At 56.4% G+C, this 19,031-nt stretch carries 18 protein-coding genes; 9 read left to right on the forward strand and 9 right to left on the reverse strand.

Annotated elements, in window-relative coordinates:
• The gene (gene pbpC, locus ACN0VM_RS07935; protein WP_417450329.1) at positions 1 to 2,106 is read left to right on the forward strand and encodes a penicillin-binding protein 1C; all 2,106 of its coding nucleotides are present in this window, start codon (positions 1 to 3) and stop codon (positions 2,104 to 2,106) included.
• Here pbpC and ACN0VM_RS07940 read toward each other — a convergent pair whose 3' ends face one another.
• From ACN0VM_RS07940 to ACN0VM_RS07960, 5 genes are all read right to left on the reverse strand, one after another.
• Positions 2,107 to 3,624 (reverse strand): formylglycine-generating enzyme family protein, encoded by a 1,518-nt coding sequence (locus ACN0VM_RS07940; protein ID WP_417450330.1) that lies wholly within the window; start codon positions 3,622 to 3,624, stop codon positions 2,107 to 2,109.
• Between the two features lie 95 nt (positions 3,625 to 3,719).
• Positions 3,720 to 4,718: an allantoicase gene (alc, locus tag ACN0VM_RS07945; RefSeq protein WP_417450331.1), complete on the reverse strand. Its 999-nt coding sequence runs from the start codon at positions 4,716 to 4,718 to the stop codon at positions 3,720 to 3,722.
• 16 nt (positions 4,719 to 4,734) lie between these two features.
• Positions 4,735 to 5,250 (reverse strand): 2-oxo-4-hydroxy-4-carboxy-5-ureidoimidazoline decarboxylase, encoded by a 516-nt coding sequence (uraD, locus tag ACN0VM_RS07950; protein ID WP_417450332.1) that lies wholly within the window; start codon positions 5,248 to 5,250, stop codon positions 4,735 to 4,737.
• Entirely contained in the window at positions 5,247 to 6,167 is a 921-nt protein-coding gene (gene puuE / locus ACN0VM_RS07955; protein WP_417450333.1) for an allantoinase PuuE, read from the reverse strand. Before puuE ends, uraD begins: the two co-directional genes overlap by 4 nt.
• Positions 6,168 to 6,188: 21 nt before the next feature.
• Positions 6,189 to 6,896 (reverse strand): GntR family transcriptional regulator, encoded by a 708-nt coding sequence (locus ACN0VM_RS07960; protein WP_417450334.1) that lies wholly within the window; start codon positions 6,894 to 6,896, stop codon positions 6,189 to 6,191.
• A gap of 263 nt (positions 6,897 to 7,159) precedes the next feature.
• Between ACN0VM_RS07960 and uraH the strand changes: the two genes are divergently transcribed.
• Genes uraH through ACN0VM_RS07995 form a run of 7 tightly spaced genes read left to right on the forward strand, consistent with a single transcriptional unit; the run spans position 7,160 to position 15,506 of the window.
• Positions 7,160 to 7,516 carry a hydroxyisourate hydrolase gene (gene uraH, locus ACN0VM_RS07965; protein ID WP_417450335.1) on the forward strand — a complete coding sequence of 119 codons (357 nt, stop codon included), beginning with the start codon at positions 7,160 to 7,162 and terminating at the stop codon, positions 7,514 to 7,516.
• A gap of 1 nt (position 7,517) precedes the next feature.
• Positions 7,518 to 8,996 carry a xanthine dehydrogenase small subunit gene (gene xdhA / locus ACN0VM_RS07970; protein WP_417450336.1) on the forward strand — a complete coding sequence of 493 codons (1,479 nt, stop codon included), beginning with the start codon at positions 7,518 to 7,520 and terminating at the stop codon, positions 8,994 to 8,996.
• Positions 8,989 to 11,349, forward strand: coding sequence for a xanthine dehydrogenase molybdopterin binding subunit (gene xdhB, locus ACN0VM_RS07975; protein WP_417450337.1), 2,361 nt, complete (start codon positions 8,989 to 8,991; stop codon positions 11,347 to 11,349). Before xdhA ends, xdhB begins: the two co-directional genes overlap by 8 nt.
• A complete protein-coding gene (xdhC, locus tag ACN0VM_RS07980; RefSeq protein WP_417450338.1) occupies positions 11,349 to 12,173 on the forward strand; it encodes a xanthine dehydrogenase accessory protein XdhC in 825 nt (274 codons plus the stop codon). The genes xdhB and xdhC overlap by 1 nt, the downstream gene beginning before the upstream one ends.
• A 4-nt stretch (positions 12,174 to 12,177) precedes the next feature.
• A complete protein-coding gene (gene aceB / locus ACN0VM_RS07985) occupies positions 12,178 to 13,779 on the forward strand; it encodes a malate synthase A (RefSeq protein WP_417450339.1) in 1,602 nt (533 codons plus the stop codon).
• 27 nt (positions 13,780 to 13,806) lie between these two features.
• Complete coding sequence (locus ACN0VM_RS07990; RefSeq protein ID WP_417450340.1) at positions 13,807 to 14,997, forward strand: urate hydroxylase PuuD; 1,191 nt, start codon at positions 13,807 to 13,809, stop codon at positions 14,995 to 14,997.
• Positions 14,994 to 15,506 carry an ureidoglycolate lyase gene (locus tag ACN0VM_RS07995; RefSeq protein WP_417450341.1) on the forward strand — a complete coding sequence of 171 codons (513 nt, stop codon included), beginning with the start codon at positions 14,994 to 14,996 and terminating at the stop codon, positions 15,504 to 15,506. Before ACN0VM_RS07990 ends, ACN0VM_RS07995 begins: the two co-directional genes overlap by 4 nt.
• Here ACN0VM_RS07995 and ACN0VM_RS08000 read toward each other — a convergent pair.
• From ACN0VM_RS08000 to ACN0VM_RS08015, 4 genes are all read right to left on the reverse strand, one after another.
• Positions 15,487 to 17,154 (reverse strand): glycosyltransferase family 4 protein, encoded by a 1,668-nt coding sequence (locus ACN0VM_RS08000; protein ID WP_417450342.1) that lies wholly within the window; start codon positions 17,152 to 17,154, stop codon positions 15,487 to 15,489. The two genes, ACN0VM_RS07995 and ACN0VM_RS08000, sit on opposite strands and share 20 nt — an antisense overlap.
• Positions 17,155 to 17,232: 78 nt before the next feature.
• Complete coding sequence (locus ACN0VM_RS08005; protein ID WP_417450343.1) at positions 17,233 to 17,832, reverse strand: GNAT family N-acetyltransferase; 600 nt, start codon at positions 17,830 to 17,832, stop codon at positions 17,233 to 17,235.
• 100 nt (positions 17,833 to 17,932) lie between these two features.
• Positions 17,933 to 18,151, reverse strand: coding sequence for a YqaE/Pmp3 family membrane protein (locus ACN0VM_RS08010; RefSeq protein WP_417450344.1), 219 nt, complete (start codon positions 18,149 to 18,151; stop codon positions 17,933 to 17,935).
• A gap of 23 nt (positions 18,152 to 18,174) precedes the next feature.
• Entirely contained in the window at positions 18,175 to 18,390 is a 216-nt protein-coding gene (locus ACN0VM_RS08015) for a DUF3126 family protein (protein ID WP_417450345.1), read from the reverse strand.
• A 169-nt stretch (positions 18,391 to 18,559) separates the two neighbouring features.
• Here ACN0VM_RS08015 and ACN0VM_RS08020 point away from each other — a divergent pair, with 169 nt between their 5' ends.
• A complete protein-coding gene (locus ACN0VM_RS08020; RefSeq protein ID WP_417450346.1) occupies positions 18,560 to 18,958 on the forward strand; it encodes an Hpt domain-containing protein in 399 nt (132 codons plus the stop codon).
• Positions 18,959 to 19,031: the final 73 nt, after the last annotated feature.

Below are 19,031 nucleotides of genomic sequence, written 5' to 3' on the forward strand. Positions count from 1 at the left end.
GTGCTGGCAGGCCTATGGGCATACCGGAAGTGGGGCATCATGGGGCTGGTGGGGGTCATCCTCGCCTTTTTCATCGGCCTGCGCGTAATGGACCGTCTTTATCCGCCTGAACTGTCGCGTTATCACACTACGTCAGGTGAGGTACATGCCGCCGATGGGCGCCTTATGAGGCTTTTCACGGTTGAAGACGGTATTCTCCGCCGCGCCGCGCATATTGAAGATGTGGACCCGCTCTATCTTCATATGCTGGTCGCCTACGAGGACAAGCGGTACTATGAGCATGGCGGCATTGACTATCTCGCGCTTGCCCGGGCTTTGTGGCAGGCGGTCAAACATGGCGAAGTTGTCTCGGGTGCCTCAACGCTGACGATGCAAACAGCGCGCCTGCTGGAGCCGAGGCCACGGACCGTCAGGTCCAAACTGATTGAGATGTTTCGGGCGTGGCAGCTTGAACGCCGCTTTTCCAAGCGCGAAATACTTGAGATATACCTCACCCTTGCGCCCTTCGGCGGCAATATTGAGGGGGTCAAGGCGGCCGCATACGCCTATTTGGGTCACGACGGCACACGGCTGACAGCCGACGAAGCAGCGCTTTTGGTTATTCTGCCGCAATCGCCAACGCGGCTAAGGCCTGACCGTCATGCGGACCGCGCGAAGACAGCGCGCAACAAGGTGCTGAACCGGGTAGCGGCGGACATTGGCCTTGACGCCAGGGTGCATGACCTTGCGCTCAGGGCACCGGTGCCAGACAACCGTCATCATCTCACAATCGTTGCACCCCATCTCGCTGCTCGGTTGCGCATGGGCGGGCTGAAGGGCGTGGCGGTGACGCCGGTTGACTACGGCTTGCAGACAGAACTTGAGCGGCTTGTCAAAGTGCGCGCCGGTGCCGTGCATAAGCGCGCCAGTGCGGCCATTCTGGTGGTGGAAAACCGGTCGCGCCATGTGCTGGCCTATGTGGGTTCGGCCGGCATAGATGCACCCTCCCGGCTTGGGTATGTGGACATGGTAAGCGCCTTGCGTTCGCCCGGTTCCACCTTGAAACCGTTTATCTACGGCATGGCGTTTGATCGCGGGCTTGCCCATGCCGAAACCCGTGTGCGCGATGAAGAACGCCGCTTTGGCAGCTATGCGCCCAGTAACTTCATGGACCGGCACTATGGTGATGTTTCCATTCGTGAGGCGCTTGTACGCTCGCTGAATGTACCTGCGGTTGCTGTTCTGGACCGGCTGGGGCCGGTGGCTTTCGCGGCGGAGATGCGCAGTGCCGGGGTGGTATTTCGCCTGCCGGGGAACGAACCGCCAGGTCTGGCAGTGGCCCTCGGTGGGGTCGGCATGTCCCTTGAGGGGCTGGCACAATTATATACCGCGCTCGCGAGCGATGGTCTTGTGCGGCCCCTTGTGTATGAATTGAGCAAACCTCCCGTGCTGCCTGCCACTGGCGAAATACTGACGGCGCACGCGCGGTTGACGCTGTCGAATATCCTGTCTGCCGCCCGCCCGCCGGAGGACCGTTTGCCGGATGCGTATCATAGCCGCGCACGACCTCTGGCTTATAAAACCGGCACCAGCTATGGCTTTCGCGATGCGTGGGCCATTGGCTATGACGCTGATTTTACGGTGGCGGTATGGGTTGGCCGCGCTGACGGCACGCCGCTACCGGGCCATTTTGGCGCTAGCACGGCAGCGCCTATTCTTTTTGATGTGTTTGACCGTTTGCCTGCCTCCGCTGCGCCCGAATGGGCAACCGGTTCGGGTGACCGGCGCAGTTTCAAGGACTTACCCCCTGCGCTTAAATATTTTGACGCCCCGGAACGACTGATGCTGGCAGGCGCGGGTGAGCAGCGATTGAGCATAAAATTCCCGCTGGATGGTAGCGTGATTGAGATACAGAAAGCCGATATGGTGCTATCTCTTAGCGCACATGGCGGTGCCCGCCCTCTGCAGTGGTTCGTGGATGGCAGACCACTCAAGACGAACCGCTGGTCCCGACAGGCCAGCTTTCGCCTTGAGAGCGAGGGGTTTTACCAGATCACAGTTGCGGATGCTGTCGGCCAAACCGCACATGCCCGTATTCGGGCTGCCCTACGCCCGCCTTCGCGTTAGTTAGTCCACCCGGATCAGGCGAAACCCGACAAGCTTATGTCGGGCTTCAAAGGCCATCTCCTGCCGCAATTGCATGGCCAACAGGACCGGGACCGTGAGGTTGGTCGCGCCGCGTATCACGCCGCTTTGGCAATTTTGCTGAACGGGTGCGGCACCAAATTCGGGACTCCAGCAATCATCCACCCATTCGGCAACATTGCCCAGCATGTCATATAACCTGAAGCTGTTGGGGGCGGCTCTGCCCACCGGAAAGGTGGCGTCTGCGCCAATACGGTCATCACAGTCCAGACAGGACTGGAATGCTTTTTCAAAGGCCGCTTTCTGAGCTGTGATCTGGCTATTGCGACCGCGAGCCATATATGCCCATTCCACTTCACTGGGCAAGCGCCACTTGCCTGTCCCACCCGCCGCCCGCCATGCGGCGTTCAGCCATGCGGTGTAAGTGTCTATATCTGTGCGGGTGACATTGATCACGGGGCGGTTAAGCCGTCCCCACCCCTCATCATTTGGCCCGTCAGCGGTGCAGGTGCCAGAGCGAACGCATGCGTCCCACATCTCGAAGGTTACTTCATAGGTCATGGCGGTAAAAGGGGCGGTGATCTCAAAAGTTTTTGGTGCAGCCAGCTTGCCAGGGCTGATTTGCGGCCGGTAGACAAAAAAACCGGCAGGAATATTAACAGTGGGGCCCGACAGCGCCCTCAAGGGCTCGCGAGTGCGCGCGACATTCAGTGCTTTTTGAGCTTCCCCCCGATAGGTTCCCATGGGATAGCGGGTCAGAAAGCCTTGCAGCGCAATAACGGAGCCATCAGTGCTGGCGCGGGTAAAGGCGAGAGTCTGTTCGCGCTCGGATGCCTGCAGGACATAGGTTCCGCGCGGATATGAGGCCCGATAGTTTTGGTAGCTCTCCACCGTATTTTGCTGCCTGGCTTCGCGGAAGGCGGCTAGGTCGGCGCTGCGTTCTGCATCCACGCTAAACCTGCCTTGCGGCCAATAGTGTAAATAGCGCAGGTAGGATATTTCGGCGTTGACTTCCTTGGCACGCCGATAGCTGAGGAAGTCCGCCTGCTCCACGTTGGTGCTGGCCGGATAAGCGTCACGAAACGCGGCGTAGGCAAAAATGGTGTGCTGGCCTTGTGCATAGTCGAAAGCTGTTTTCTCAGATGCGCCAAATGCTTTGACGGCGTCCTCAATGGACGCTTTCAATTTTATGGCTTCCTCTGCTGCTGCGCCCACACCGTGAAAGCCCAGATAGCGTTCTATCAGGTCGCTTGCACGCTCATATTGGCCGCTGCCATAAGCGGCTTGAGCAGCCAGATAATAATATTCCTGATTGCGGCGGTTTTCTTGCAGCAGCGACTGGAGGATTTCGTCGGCAAGGCGGAAGCGTCCGGCTTCAATGGCCTCGATCGCTCCTTCAAGTGAAGGGGCCACATGCGGCTCTGCCACTTCCGTCTCGGCCGGGTCCGCCATTGCGATTAGAATAAAACTCAGCGTTATCAGCGCTATATATCTGATCATTCCGCGTCCCACTTCACTTAGCGTGTTTTACCACATAAAACTTATGCGAAATTCTAGGGTGAAAGTGCAGCGGGATGCTAGATATATCGCTTCACTTACCGGCTGATCTTGCCAAGCAACCGCAATCGGCTGATACCGCCGTCGGGGTATATGTTGATGCGCACATGACTGATGGTACCTGTGCCCGCAACGGGCCGGAAATGATGCTCAGCGTCGGCCTTAAGGGGTTGCCGGTCAAGAAGTTCATGCCAGAACTGACTTTGCACCGGCAGGCTGTCTTCTGTGCCGCCCGCCACAAGCGCGCCCTGAAGCGAGATCTGGCCGGGGTAATTGCCTTTGAAAAAAGCGGTGTCGACGATAATGTCTTCAATAATGCCCGCATGGCCCAGCGCCAAAATTGCCCAGTCGTTACCCGGCTCGCGGCGGCGGCGGGTTTCCCAACCGTCACCCATGTTAAGGCCCTTGCCCGGCAAGGTGATGTTCGAGAGAGCGCCAAAATGTTCGTCATTGGCGACAATGCCGCGCCCGCCGTTTTCCATCGCCAGCAAATCGATGCGGGTATCCGCGTCAAAGCCAGCCCAGTCCTTGTGCATCAGGCCATACACGCGCAGGCGGGCCACACCACCGTCCGGGTAGATATTCAGGCGGATATGGGTCCAGGGCGTCTTGCTCTCGCAGGCCACATGATGGTGGCTGTTACCCTTAAGGCTCATAGAGGCGACCACTTCGGTCCAGACCGCGCCTGAGCCGGGCACATCTTCATTTGAGATGCACGCGTCGATGCTGGTGGCAGGCGGGAAGTTGCCGGTGAAATGGCTTGTGTCGATGTCAAATCCCTTGATGGTGCCGGGCGCGCCAAGGCGGATGACAGCATGGTCATAGCCTGTGCCGCGCTTACGGCGGCTTTCCCAGCCGTCCATCCACTTGCCGTTTTCGTCATATTTTCCGGGGATGAACACAGCATCTGCGGGGTCGATCAACCGGGCCTTATCGGCAAAAAAGTCATCGCTTGCGAAGGTAACTTTGGCACCGAGGCGCGGGTTCGCGAGGTTGATGCAGTTGCGTGTGAAGGCTGGAGGTACGGTGTCAGACATGGGTTGGTTCTCTCTTTCAACCTGCCAAAGCTTCAAGCCGTAAGCGGGCTATCTTGTGAATTTCATTGATGGCGGTCTTGAACTCACGTTCGCGGTTATGGTTTAGCCGCGCGCCAAAGGCCGCCAGAATGCTGTGGCGGTTGTGCCCCTTCACTGCGATGATGAAGGGGAAACCAAATTTGTTTTTGTAGGCTTTGTTCAGGCTCTGGAACTCGTTGAACTCTGCGGGTGTGCAGGCATCAAGCCCGGCGCCGGATTGCTCAGCTTTTGATTCGGCGGTCAGTTCCCCGCGAACGGCGGCCTTGCCGGCTAGGTCCGGGTGAGCGCAAATCAGGCGTTCCTGTTGTTCCTCACTGGCGGCGTTCACTACGTCAGCCATTACGCTGTGAAGCCCGTCCACGCTATTGAGGTTTTTGTCGCCACGCTTGGCCCACGCGCCCTCCGCCACCCAGCGGGAGTGCTCGTAAATGCTGCCATAAAGCTCAAGGAATTGCTCATGGCTCAGGTCGCATGGGCGCTCCCTCAGTATCATCTGCCGTCTCCCTCATAGGGGTGGTGCTCACGCCAGTGCCGCGCGATGTCCACCCGGCGGCAGAACCAGACATCCTTGAAACTGCGTGCATATTCAAAAAACCGCTCCAGCGCGCGGATTCGCCCCGGCCGGCCAATCAGGCGACAATGCAGGCCAATGCTCATCATCTTGGGGCTGTCTGCGCCCTCGGCATAAAGCGTATCAAACGCGTCGCGCACGTAGGAGAAAAACTGGTCCCCCGAATTGAAGCCCTGCACGGATGCAAAGCGCATGTCATTGACATCCAGTGTATAGGGCACAACCAGATGCGCGCCATTTTCCATACGTGACCAGAAGGGCAGGTCATCGGAATAATCGTCTGCGTCATAAAGAAAACCACCATGCTCAGCTACCAGCCGGCGGGTGTTGGGGCTGGTGCGGCCGGTATACCAGCCTGCCGGTGCCTCGCCGGTGACCTCAGTGATGATACGCACGGCCTCCCTGATATGCTCGCGCTCCACCTCTTCCGGCATATTCTGGTAATTGATCCACTTAAACCCGTGGGAGCAGATTTCATAGCCGCGATCCGTGAAGGCTTTGGCCATCTCGGGGTAGCGTTTCAATGCTTCGGCGACCGCGAAGATGGTGACGGGGATGTCGTATTTCCCGAACAGGCGCAACAGCCGCCACACACCCGCGCGGCTGCCGTATTCATAAACGGATTCCATGCTCATGTGCCGCGCGCCTTCAATAACAGGGGCGCTGACAATCTCTGAGAGGAAGGTTTCCGCGCCTGCATCGCCGTGCAGCACGCAGTTTTCACCGCCTTCTTCATAATTCAGTACGACCTGCACCGCGATGCGCGCGCCACCGGGCCAGTTTGCATGCGGCACGTGTTCGCCGTATCCTTTCAGGTCGCGCGGGTAATTGTCCGTCATTGTCTCGCTTTCATGCTTTTGTCAGCTGGCACGCGCCATGCCGAAAATCTGGTGCAGATCATCGCCGCCTGCAGCGCGCTCAAACCTGAGGGTCGCTTCAATGTCGTTCAGGTGGTGTGTCAGTATTTCCTGTGCGGCCACAATGTCGCGTCGCTCCAGCGCGTCCACAAGGCGGGTATGTTCATCTCCTGTGCAGCTTTGCACTGATTGGCCGTGTCGACCATATAGTGTGATAATGAGTGAACTTCTGAACACCAGTTGCTCAAGGAAATGATACATCGGTGTGTTACCCGCGAGCTTTGCCACATGCAGGTGAAACTCTCCCGTCAGGCGTATCCAGCGCGCGATATCAGCTTTTGCCAGTGCGTCTCTCTCCTGTGCCAGATGGCCCCGCAGGTTTTTGATATCGTTCGTGTCGGCAACTTCTGACGCGCGGGCGAGAAGGGCGGCCTCCACCGTGTGACGTGCTTCAAAAACCTGCTGCGCTTCATCGGGGCTGGGTGAAGCGATTACCGCCCCCTTGTTCTTTTGCAGCTCCACAATATTGTCGCGAGAAAGCAGCAGGAAGGCGCGGCGCACAGTTGTGCGGCCAACGCCAAAGACACCGCATAGCGACTCTTCCGTCAGCTTGGTGCCAGGCGCAAGGCGTTGCTCCAGTACGCTGTCACGTACCCGCTGGCAGATGTCCTCTTCCGTCAGGGCAGCTTCTTTCGGTTTCTGTCTTGTCATCGTCTGGTTCCTGATTCCCTTGGTAACACTCTTTTTTTGCTACCAAGCGTCCTTCCGGGTTTTACCGCAACCCAGAAACAAACTCAGCGGCGGGCGTGCAGTTTTGGCGCAACCGGAAAGCTTCGTTATCGCTGAATTCTGGCCTATGACGACGAATTGTCAACAATTTAGTATCTATTTTGTTGATGATATTCTTTACAAAGCTGGTTGCTTCCGTCAGGGTGAAAGTGGAGATTTCTCAAACCAATCCACGGGGCGTATGTATGGGACGGTTAACCACCCATGTGCTGGACACCGCAAACGGTTGTCCGGGAGAGGGCATTCAGATCAGGCTGTATCGGCTGGCAGAAGACGGTAGCGAGCAGTTGCTGTGTGAGGCGGTCACCAACGACGACGGTCGGGTGGACGGCCCGATCCTTGAGGGTGCCGACTTCACCGTAGGGACATATCTGCTTGAGTTCGCGGCGGGGGATTATTTTCGCGCGCGCGGCACGATGCTGCCGGAGCTTGCTTTTCTGGATGTTGTGCCCATCCGCTTTGGCCTTGCCGACGCGGGCGCGCACTATCATGTGCCTCTGTTAATTTCGCCATACGGCTACAGCACCTACCGGGGAAGCTGATATGACGGAGACGGTCAGATTCCTTCTCGACGGTGAGTATTATGAGCTCACAAACCCGGACCCGACAACGACGGTGCTGAATTTCCTGCGTTATGAACTGGCGCGCACCGGCACCAAGGAGGGCTGCGCCGAGGGAGACTGCGGTGCCTGCACAGTGGTGCTGGGCGAGTTGGTAGACGGGCATATTCGCTACCGGGCAGTCAACGCCTGCATCCTGTTTGTGCCCACGCTTGACGGCAAGGAGTTGATCACAGTTGAAAGCCTGAGGGCAAAGGACGGCACTTTGCATCCGGTCCAGCAGGTTCTTGTCGATACCCATGGATCGCAGTGCGGTTTCTGCACGCCCGGTTTTGTCATGTCGCTCTATGCGCTGTATGAAGAAGGCGGCGCCAGGGACCGCGCCCACATCAATGATGCACTGGCGGGAAACCTGTGCCGCTGCACCGGGTATGGGCCGATCGTTGAAGCGGGGCTACGCATGGAGCAAATGCGCGTGCCTGTGGACGCGAATGTGTTGAAGGACCGTATTGATGCGCTCAGGTCGCTCAAGCGGCATGACACATTGAAACTCAGCGTCAAGGACAAGCTTACCGGGAACCAGAAATATTATTTCGCACCCGTAAGTATTGACGATTTGGCCGATATTTCTTTGGCTTATCCAGATGCGACGTATCTGGCAGGCGGCACGGATGTTGGCCTGTGGGTGACAAAACAGCACCGCGAACTGGCGCAGATTATCTATATCGGTGACGTGGAAGAATTGAAGCATACCCACGTTACCGACCGATCGGTTGAAATTGGGGCCGGAGCTTCCTTTACCGATGCGATAGATGTACTGGCCCGCTATTATGGCGACATGGGGCAGATCATCCGCCGGGTTGGTTCGGTCCAGATCAGGAACAGCGGAACCCTAGGCGGCAATATTGCCAATGGCTCCCCTATTGGCGACAGCATGCCAGCGCTGATTGCTGCGGGGGCCATGCTTACGCTACGCATGGGCTCACTTGAACGCACCATGCCGCTTGAGGACTATTTCATCGGTTATGGCAAACAGGACTTGCAACCGGGTGAATTTGTTGCCCGTATTTCGGTGCCGTTGCCGGCTGAGAATTTACGCTACCGTGCTTATAAAATCTCCAAACGTTTTGATCAGGATATCTCGGCTATTTGCGCTTGTTTCGGTTTCGAAATAAAATCTGGTATGGTTGAGCATGTCCGCATTGCCTATGGCGGCATGGCCGCGACACCCAAGCGTGGGCTGAAGGCTGAGCAGGCGCTCGTCGGTAAGGCGTGGAATACGGAAAATGTGGAAGCCGCGGTAGCTGCCTTGGCAGAAGATTTCGCCCCCATCAGTGACATGCGTGCCAGCGCGGACTACCGCATGATGACTGCACAAAACCTGCTCAGGAAAGCCTTTATTGAACTGACTGCAGACGCCGACACCCGCCTTGTCGGTGACAGGGAGCTTGCGCATGCCTGATCTCAGCAGCAGGGGTGGTCCTGTGCTCTCTGAAATCCCTGTCCCCTCTGAAATCAAGGGGGCGGTTCATAAGGAACTGAGGCACGACAGCGCCCACAAGCATGTCTCGGGTGAGGCGGTTTATATCGACGATATGCCGGAACCCAAGGACCTGCTGCATATCTATGTCGCCATGTCGGAAAAGGCCCATGCACGTGTAACATCCCTCGATTTGTCGTCCGTACGCAAAGCCAGAGGTGTGGCGCTTGTGATCAGTGCGGAAGACATCCCTGGCCATAATGATGTCAGCCCGTTCGCGGGTGATGACCCGCTCTTTGCCGATGGCCTTGTGGAATATATCGGTCAGCCGATTTTTGCCGTCGCTGCTACCAGCATCGCCGCCGCGCGCGCCGCGGCCAGCCTGGCGGCGGTTGACTATGACGAGTTGCCCGCGCTGACGACCATTGATGATGCTATGGCGGCGGAAAGTGCGATTGAACCCGCGCAAACCATGGCGCAGGGTGATGCCCGGGCCGCGCTTGAGAAGGCGAAGTATCGTCTGAAAGGCAGCTTCCGTATTGGCGGGCAGGACCATTTTTACCTTGAAGGCCAGATTGCTTTTGCCGCGCCACAGGAAGATGGCGATGTGCATGTCTTCTCGTCGACCCAGCACCCGAGCGAGGTGCAACATCTGGTGGCCCACGTGCTCGGCAAGCCAACCAATGCGGTGACGGTTGAGGTCAGGCGCATGGGCGGCGGTTTTGGCGGCAAGGAAACCCACCCCGCCATGTTCGCTGCGATGGCGGCCCTTGTGGCGGTGAAAACCGGCCGCCCGGCCAAACTGCGGCTGGACCGCGATGACGATATGATCATGACCGGCAAGCGCCATGATTTCCGCTATGGCTATGATATCGGCTATGACGACGATGGGCGTATCACAGGGGCGGCGATTGACCTGGCCTCGCGCTGTGGTAGGTCGACCGACCTGTCGCCCGCGATCAACGACCGCGCCATGTTCCACACCGACAACTGCTATTATCTTGGCGATATCGAGATCACCTCGCACCGCTTGAAAACGCACACTGCCTCCAACACCGCTTTCCGCGGTTTTGGCGGGCCGCAGGGTATGCTGGGGATCGAGCATGTGATTGACCAGATTGCCCATGCGCTGGGAAAAGACCCGATCGACGTACGCCGCGCGAACCTCTACGGCACGGATGGCCGTAATACTACACCGTTTGGCATGGTGGTTGAAGACAACATCGCTCCTGAACTGATTGACGCGCTGGCGGAAAGTGCAGGCTATCAGGCGCGGCGCTCAGCGATACGAGAATTTAACGCATCCAGCCCCTACCTGAAGAGAGGTATCGCACTGACGCCGGTCAAATTTGGCATCAGCTTCACCACTACGCATCTCAATCAGGCTGGTGCTTTGGTGCATGTTTATGCCGATGGCAGCGTGCACCTGAACCATGGCGGCACCGAGATGGGGCAAGGGCTATTTGTCAAGGTTGCCCAGGTGGTGGCAGAAGAATTCCAGATTGATGTGGACCATATCAAGATCACGGCGACAACAACGGCGAAGGTGCCCAATACGTCGGCCACGGCGGCGTCCTCAGGCTCTGACCTTAACGGCATGGCGGCACTGGATGCAGCGCGGCGCATCAAGGCGCGGCTGGTGGATTTTGCGGCTAATAAATATGGTTGCCCCAAGGACCGGGTCACCTTTCGCAACAACAATGTTTATGTGGATAACCGGGAAATACCGTTCGCGCAGTTAACGCGCGAGGCGTATCTGGGCCGGGTGTCGTTGTCGTCCACGGGTTTCTACAAGACGCCAAAGATCCATTATGATCGCAGCAAACACAAGGGCCGGCCCTTCCTGTATTTCTGTTACGGGGCGGCGGTGTCGGAGGTCACCGTTGATACGCTGACGGGGGAATATAAGGTCGAGCGGGTCGACATCCTGCATGACACTGGCCGGTCGCTCAACCCTGCGATCGACAAGGGGCAGATCGAAGGTGGGTTCATTCAGGGCATGGGTTGGCTGACCACTGAAGAGCTCGTGTATGACAAGAGCGGTCGCCTGCACACGCACGCGCCGTCCACCTACAAAATCCCTGCCTGCAGCGACCGACCGGAACAGTTTAATATCGAGCTGTATGCCGAGGGCCGGAATGTGGAAGCCACGATCCACCGGTCAAAAGCCGTGGGAGAGCCGCCGTTCATGCTGGCGAATTCGGTGTTCCTCGCGCTGGCTGACGCTGTGTGTGCCGCGTCGGACTATAAAGTGCGGGTGATGATGAATGCGCCTGCCACGCCGGAGGAAGTGCTGAAAGCGGTGGTGAAGGCGAAAAGCAAGGCGCGCGACTGATGGTCTCGCGTGATCAATATACGGGTCAATATACGGGGCCTAAGGTGGCCGGTGTACTTGTCACAGTGGCGGAGACAAAGGGTTCCGCCCCGCGGGAGGCAGGTGCGACGATGTGGGTCACGGATACCGGTGCTGAGGGTACCATCGGTGGTGGCAACCTTGAGTATCAGGCAATACAGCAGGCACGTAAACTGCTAGCCGACACGGAAAAAACGCGCATTGCACAAACCTATCCGCTGGGCCCGTTGCTGGAGCAATGCTGTGGTGGGTCAGTGGTTTTGACACTCGAGAAAATGAATGCGGACCGCGCGCGCGCAAGTCGGGATGCGGCGCTTCATGAACGTGTCAGATATCCGCTGTATATGTTTGGCGCCGGGCATGTGGGCAAGGCAGTATATGCTGCGCTGAAACCTTTGCCCTTTAATGTATACTGGGTGGATGCACGGGAAGATGAATTCCCGCCGGTGACAGAACCGCACGTGATCACAGATCATGCAAGCGACCCGGTCGATGTGGTGAAAAATGCAGTCGCGCAAGCGCTTTACCTAATCTTTACCCATAGCCACCAACTTGATTATGAGATCACGAAGGCGGTACTGGCGCGGGGGGATGCGCTTTATTGCGGGCTTATCGGTTCGAAGACAAAACGGGCGCGGTTTGAGAATCGCTTGCTGCGCGAAACTGCGGTGGGCGAGAGTGCCCTGAGCGTCCTGACCTGCCCCATTGGGGTGCCGGGGGTCAACGGCAAGGAGCCGGAAATTATCGCGGCCAGTGTCGCGGCGGAGCTGCTGCAGCGGCGTAAAAGCCAGGATCAGAAGGGCTAGGAACATGGATATTGCCGGTTTAACGGTCATCGGCCAGACCTCAGGCGAGGCGGCTGACATCCTAAGCGAAGCGGCGCTGACATTTGTCGCGGCAGTTGAAGAGAAATTTGGTGCCAGGCGGCGTGAGCTGATGGCCTCGCGCGCGGCGTTTCAGAAGCGGCTGGATGCGGGGCATTTGCCTGATTTTCTGCTGGAAACAGCTGATATCCGCGCGAGCGAATGGCACGTTCGCCCGGCGCCTGCGCCCCTGCTTGATCGCCGTGTGGAAATTACCGGCCCCGTTGACCGCAAGATGGTCATCAATGCACTCAACTCGGGCGCCAACTGCTTCATGGCGGATTTTGAAGACAGCTCCACCCCCACATGGGCCAACATGATGGCGGGGCAGGTGAACCTGCGTGACGCCGCCTGCGGCACTATCAGCTACACAAACCCGGCAAACGGCAAACGGTATGAACTGGGCGAGGAGACCGCGACCCTGATCGTGCGCCCACGCGGTTTGCACATGGAGGAAAAACATGTGCGTATGGGCGGCAAGCCTGTCTCAGCCGGGTTCTTCGACTTTGCCTTGTTCCTGTTCCACAGCGCCAAAGAACAATTGTCGCGCGGCGTAGGTCCCTATTTTTACCTGCCCAAGCTGGAACACCACCTTGAAGCAAGGCTATGGGAAGATGTGATCGCTTTTTCAGAAGATTATATCGGGCTGGAACGTGGCGCCGTACGGGTGACCGTGCTGATTGAGACCATCACCGCCGCCTTCCAGATGGATGAAATCCTCTATGAGCTCAGGGATCATATTGTTGGTCTCAATTGCGGGCGCTGGGACTATATCTTCAACTTTATCAAGCGTTTTGCGCGGCGTCCTGATTTTATCCTGCCGGACCGCGCGCAGGTTGGTATGGACAAACACTTTCTGTCATCCTACAGCCAGCTCTTGATCAAGACCTGCCACCGGCGCGGCGCTCACGCCATGGGTGGCATGGCTGCGCAGATCCCGATCAAGAATGACACCGCGGCCAACGAGGCAGCCATTGCCAAGGTGAAAGCTGACAAGGAACGTGAAGCGAAAAACGGTCACGACGGCACGTGGGTCGCCCATCCAGACCTTATCCCGACCGCTCGTTCAGTATTTGACATAGTAATGCCGGGCCCCAATCAGCTTTTTAACTTGCGCGATGATGTGGTCGTTACGGCCGCGGACCTTCTGGCTGTGCCGGAAGGGATTATTACCGACGAAGGTGTGCGAAGCAATATATCCGTGGGTTTGATGTATCTTTCTGCGTGGATTGACGGCATGGGCTGTGTGCCTATTCATAACCTGATGGAAGACGCAGCGACGGCGGAGATTTCGCGGACCCAGCTTTGGCAATGGCGCACGCATGGTGCCAAGCTGGAGCATGGCCGCGTGATTGACGCCGCCTATCTGGATCAGATTACCGATGAGGAAGTGTCCAAGCTTAAAGCGCAGGACTTTGCCGGCAGCGCTCGCCTTGAGGATGCCGCCGACCTGTTCCGTTGCATGGTGATGGATGAAGAGTTGGAAGAATTCCTTACACGCCCTGCCTACGAGCTGGTGCTTGAATATGAACCCCGGGACGACGCCTGAGCGGCGCAAGCGAAAGAGCAGTACCCCATGGAATTTGATATTACACCCTGGCTGAACCTTGCGATCCGTTGGCTGCATTTCATCACTGGCATCGCGTGGATAGGCTCCAGCTTCTATTTTGTCTGGCTCGACAACCATCTTGAAGAGCCAAAGGAGAAAAAGAAGGGCATGTCGGGTGAGCTATGGTCGGTGCATGGTGGTGGCTTTTACCACAAGCAGAAATATGCTGTTGCGCCTGAACAGATGCCGGAAAAGCTGCACTGGTTCAAATGGGAAGCCTATTTCACATGGATGAGCGGATTTGCCTTGCTTGCAGTCATCTATTATCTGGGTGCGGACCTGTTCCTGATCGACAGGTCCAAGATGGAACTGAGCCAGCTACAAGCCATTGGCATCAGCCTTGCCTTCATCGTGGGGGGCTGGTTTTTTTATGACGGCCTTTGCCGTTCGCCTTTGGGCAAAAACAACAAGCTAACGGGTATCATCTGGTTCCTCAGCCTGACAGCGGCAGCTTATGCGCTGACGCATATTTTCTCCGACCGGGCGGCCTTCATCCATGTCGGGGCGATGGCAGGCACTGCGATGGCGGCCAATGTTTTCATGGTCATTATCCCGAACCAGAAAAAGGTTGTCGCGGCGCTGACCTCAGGCGAGGCACCCGACCCGCGTCTGGGCCAGATTGGCAAGCAGCGCAGTTTGCACAATAATTACATGACCCTGCCGGTCCTCTTTCTGATGATCTCCAACCACTATCCGATGACGTTTGCAAACCCCTACAGCTGGCTCATCCTTGCGGGCATCGGGCTTGTAGGGGTGATGGTGCGGCATTTCTTCAACCTGCGTCATAGGGGAAAAAACAGCCCTGGCCTTGTGTTTGCAGCGGTCGCCTTGTTTATCCTGATTGCTATGTTCGCCGCCGATGCGGAGAAAGCGTCCCGCGCCCGGTTTGCACAAGTGGCAGCGTCATTTTCTCAAGTTCAGGCCATCATTGGCAAACATTGCACCTCATGCCATGCCGCTACGCCAACACATGAAAGTTTTGACGAAGCCCCGGGTGGTGTGATGCTGGACAAGCCGGAACTGATCCAGCAGCACGCCCGGCGGATCATGGAGCAGACGGTCAAAGCGGACATCATGCCGCTTGGCAACGAGACCGGCATGACCGACGAGGAGCGTGCCCTGATCGGCAAGTGGATTGAAGACGGAGCCAAGCGGTGAGCAAGCGCACCCTTGATATCGAGCCACTGACAGCGGCGGCATTCGCGCCATACGGTGATGTGATTGAGGCATCGGCCACTGCGCGGCAGATACCCATCAACTATGGCAACACCATACGTTTCCACGACCTCGCGAAGCTTGAGCTGACCAGCGGCGGCGGCCAGGCAGGGGTCAGCATCTTTCGCTCGACACCCTTACCGTTGCCGATCACGGTAAAGGTGATGGAATATCATCCGAAGTCCTCGCAGGCATTTGTGCCGCTTTCAGCCAATCCTTATTTAGTGGTGGTCGCAGAAAAAGGTGACTTTGACGCGGGCAAACTGCGAGCCTTCAGGGCAGAGCCCGGGCAGGGCATAAACTATTACGCCGGTACGTGGCATCACTTCAGCCTTGCGCTGAATGAGGTGAGCGACTTTCTGGTGATTGACCGTATTGCTGATGATGAAAACTGTATTGAACACCAACTAAGCCATACAGAACAAGTCGCCCTTACGCTTCCGATAGCGTGATCAGGCCGATTTTTGCGAAAGCAACAATAACAACCGCAATTTTGGCGGGCGAGGCTTTCAGCTTTGTTGCCAGATTAGCCACGGTCAGTCCCGGTGTCCCTTCAATAATCCGGAGGAGTTTTCCAGCTGATGGGGCGCTCGGCAGTACCTGTTTCGCATAATCAAACATCTGAAGCTTCAAGGCTTCCGCATAGCGCATGGCCAGATCGTTACCCAGAGGAGTTATTCTGGTGTTCATGGCGACAACATGCGTTGGATAGGCGGCGAAGGCCTTATAGGGGTCCATGCGAGCCGGGGCTGCCTTTGGCGCGTTTGACGGGAGATATCTATCGGCGCTTTGCTGGCGTATCGATCCTAGCTCAGTCCAGAGCGCCTGATATTGTTTATAAATCACACTCCAGTCAAACGTGGCGCGCGCATAGGTGCGACCAAAGTTTCCCATTTTTTGTCGTAGCGACGGGTCGTTGACGAGGTCACGGAAGCTCGTCGTAAGACTTGCCTGGTCCAGAGCTATGGTTTGGCATGCGTATCCGCTGTAGCGGTCATAGCTGTCTGTCCGCGCCTCATGGCGCGCTGCCAGCCTATGTACCTCGTCGTCCACAAGGGTCCATGTCGGAATACGGAACCCTGCTTTGCCATTGGGCACGGTGTCCTTGTATCCATCCCAATCACTGACGACGACGGGCAGACCTGCCGCCATCGCTTCGATGGGGGTAATGCCAAAGGTTTCCTGAAAATTGTCGGCCAGTGACGCGAAGATATCTGCTGCCGCCCAACTCGCGTTTCTGGCTGCGGTGTCTTTTCCATCGGTAAAGACACAACGTACACTGGGACAGATGGCTTTTGGGGTCGACTTGTAGGCTTGTTTGATTGCATCGTTGGCAAACCAGCCACATTGGATCAAAACGAGCTTTTTTCCAGTTTCCCTGGCGACATTTTCCAGCGCCAGCATCATGGCATGAGGGTGCGCCTTTGCATGGTATGACAGGCGTCCGACATATAGTATGGCGATCTCGTCATCCTGAATTTGAAGCGCCTTGCGCGCAACTTTTTTGTCATTGTCGTCAAAGACAAAATCATCACATTGAATACCAAGGGGGATTACCGGCAATTGCGGTAAAACCGGTTCAATGTTTTTTCCGAAACGCCAGCGCAACAGATCCATCTGTGCCTCAAGGATTGTATCAACCGTACTTTTGACGGCATTTGACGTGCATATTAGCGCATCCCATGGCATGACCGGCGCACTCAGCATGGCGGAAATGGCATCCATGGCGCCGTGACTGGCGGTGGTATGGGTGACGCCGCATATGCTGAATGCGTCTGGCCCCACACGCAGGCGCTGATTGGCATAGGTATCGAGGTTTGGACCCGGAATATATAGCGTGCCAGTGTTCTTCAGCAGGTCTGGCCGGTGCGTTGGGTACCACTGTGTCTTGACGGAAGAATTGATCGAATTTACGAGGCTGCTGAAAACTTTCGCTGATCGTTCGCTTGGGCTAAAGCAAGACAGTGGTTGCGCGCCCGCATGTGCAATAGCTGCCCGCAGGAAGCTGTTCCCCGCTGCCTGCCGCCCCATAATTTTGTCGCCTGTGACAACATATCCATCAGGCTCAAAGTAAATCGTGGCATGTGCGGCAGTTTGCATAAGGCAGTGTCCTGTTGACGGAAAAGTCTGCTGCATACTTCAACCAGAAGCCGCTGTTTGGCAAGACACATATGTGACTTACGTGTTGGTGGCGGGGCGCCACATCAGCCACATCGGGGGGCAACCCGGCGCCGCTGTTATTTCACGTTCGATTTCAAAACCATGGTTACGGTAGAAACCAATGTTCTGCGCCTTGGAGTTTTCCAGATAGGCGGGCATGCGGGCCTTATCAACCTCCGTGAGGGCTTCGCGCATGAGCTGTCCGCCCATGCCTTTTCCTTGCAACAGCGGATCAACCGCAATCGCAAATAAGTAGTAGTGCGGTGGGTAGGCGGCGCGGTGACGGCTCATGCAGGCGTCAATCGCCAACGAGTTCCGGAGACCGCGAACGCCGCCATGACGCAGGATCGTCTGCGCAAGCGCGACGTTGCCAAGGCCATATGTTTTTGGGGTTCCCGGTCTCAACCATAACGTTCCGGCCTGTGCATCCTGTGTGCAATGACCGAAGCCTCGTTTGAGATACAGGTGCCTTGCCATGACCGTAAAGGCCGGCTTCATCGCCGCAATGCTGTTGAATGCCCAGAGATTCACCGCATCGTCCGCGAACCCGTCTGCGATAATGCGACCGATAAGGTTCGAATCGCCAAGCCCTAGTGGGCGCACACCATGCTTGTTCATTACCTCTTGCTCCATAAAGTGAATGGTATTCACTTTATGGACGGTGCGTCAAGCCGCATGCAGTCTATCTCAGGCATGTTAGGCCTGCCGCGCGAGGCGTTTACGGCCTTCTGGCATCTTCAATCAGTTTGCGTGTATTTCGGTCCCGTACCACCATTATCGCCCAAACAGCGAGCACCACCCACATGATAAAGCCGGCGCCAAAAAGAGCGAGAACCCAAGCTAAAACCCAGATGATGGCGGCTAATATTGCCTGAAAAGGTTTACCGCACAGCAGTAGCGCTAGCGGGGGAATCAATAGTGCGATAAGATAAAGCATGGCTTTTCCTGAAAATCCAACGGTCAGATTTTTGGAAGATCCTCTTCCAGAACACAGATCGACATGGCGTAGGATACCTCGCCTTCGTCTTCATCCCGGTAGACGACGCCCAAAAATTCCTCGCCAAGAACGACCTCAACTGAATCGGGAGCCTTCGGCCGACGGACCAGTTTCAGCATGTTATTGTTAAACTTGGTCTGCAGATAAACCTGCAGCCGCGCGATTTCATTCGGGGTCAATGTATGCTCCTTGCGACTCTGCTGTTTGCCAAGGTTTATCCAAGGCATGCAGCGCAATGCAAGCAAAACCGATGGCTTAAGGCGATAGATCGGAATTTTTAACCTTAAAGTCTTGTTAATCTCATATATTTATTAACAATACGTTCGAGGCGAAAATAGAAGAAGATTTATGACCAGTGATCAAAGCGATTATTCTTACGCGGAAGACAAAGAGCTTGTGGACCAGTTCCTGAGCTGGACTGCTGACGCCGTGAAAGAACTGCGGGAGTTGACGGATTCGCTTGATGGCAGTGAGGGTCCCGAATCTAGTGCTGCTGACAGAATATATGACCTCGCTCACAACGTGAAGGGCATGGGCAGTAGTTTTAATTACGATCTTATGACCACTGTTGGTACCTCTCTGTGTCGCTATATCAAAAATGGTGGTGACCGGCTGCGTCCACGCGCGATTGATGCGCATGTCCGTATCCTTGAAGTGGTGTTGGAAAATAAAATCAGGGGGGATGGTGGCGAAAAAGGCCAGGCTCTCGAAAAACGACTCAACGAAATTATTGTTGAAGAGAGCTGAATAAATACCTCTTTTTATCTGTTCACTTTATGTTCTTTTTGCTTGCCAGATCACATAGCCTTTGTAACCATAC

It is taken from the genome of Kordiimonas sp. (genome assembly GCF_048260245.1).
Taxonomy (GTDB): Bacteria; Pseudomonadota; Alphaproteobacteria; order Sphingomonadales; family Kordiimonadaceae; genus Kordiimonas.

Excerpts from the sequence above, each read along its gene's own strand:
- ACN0VM_RS07990 (WP_417450340.1), top strand. The coding sequence starts at position 13,807 with ATGGAATTTGATATTACACCCTGGCTGAACCTTGCGATCCGTTGGCTG.
- ACN0VM_RS08010 (WP_417450344.1), bottom strand. The coding sequence starts at position 18,151 with ATGCTTTATCTTATCGCACTATTGATTCCCCCGCTAGCGCTACTGCTG.
- ACN0VM_RS08000 (WP_417450342.1), bottom strand. The coding sequence starts at position 17,154 with ATGCAAACTGCCGCACATGCCACGATTTACTTTGAGCCTGATGGATAT.
- aceB (WP_417450339.1), top strand. The coding sequence starts at position 12,178 with ATGGATATTGCCGGTTTAACGGTCATCGGCCAGACCTCAGGCGAGGCG.
- ACN0VM_RS08005 (WP_417450343.1), bottom strand. The coding sequence starts at position 17,832 with ATGAACAAGCATGGTGTGCGCCCACTAGGGCTTGGCGATTCGAACCTT.
- puuE (WP_417450333.1), bottom strand. The coding sequence starts at position 6,167 with ATGACGGACAATTACCCGCGCGACCTGAAAGGATACGGCGAACACGTG.
- uraH (WP_417450335.1), top strand. The coding sequence starts at position 7,160 with ATGGGACGGTTAACCACCCATGTGCTGGACACCGCAAACGGTTGTCCG.
- ACN0VM_RS07960 (WP_417450334.1), bottom strand. The coding sequence starts at position 6,896 with ATGACAAGACAGAAACCGAAAGAAGCTGCCCTGACGGAAGAGGACATC.
- alc (WP_417450331.1), bottom strand. The coding sequence starts at position 4,718 with ATGTCTGACACCGTACCTCCAGCCTTCACACGCAACTGCATCAACCTC.
- xdhA (WP_417450336.1), top strand. The coding sequence starts at position 7,518 with ATGACGGAGACGGTCAGATTCCTTCTCGACGGTGAGTATTATGAGCTC.
- uraD (WP_417450332.1), bottom strand. The coding sequence starts at position 5,250 with ATGATACTGAGGGAGCGCCCATGCGACCTGAGCCATGAGCAATTCCTT.
- ACN0VM_RS07940 (WP_417450330.1), bottom strand. The coding sequence starts at position 3,624 with ATGATCAGATATATAGCGCTGATAACGCTGAGTTTTATTCTAATCGCA.
- ACN0VM_RS08020 (WP_417450346.1), top strand. The coding sequence starts at position 18,560 with ATGACCAGTGATCAAAGCGATTATTCTTACGCGGAAGACAAAGAGCTT.
- xdhB (WP_417450337.1), top strand. The coding sequence starts at position 8,989 with ATGCCTGATCTCAGCAGCAGGGGTGGTCCTGTGCTCTCTGAAATCCCT.
- xdhC (WP_417450338.1), top strand. The coding sequence starts at position 11,349 with ATGGTCTCGCGTGATCAATATACGGGTCAATATACGGGGCCTAAGGTG.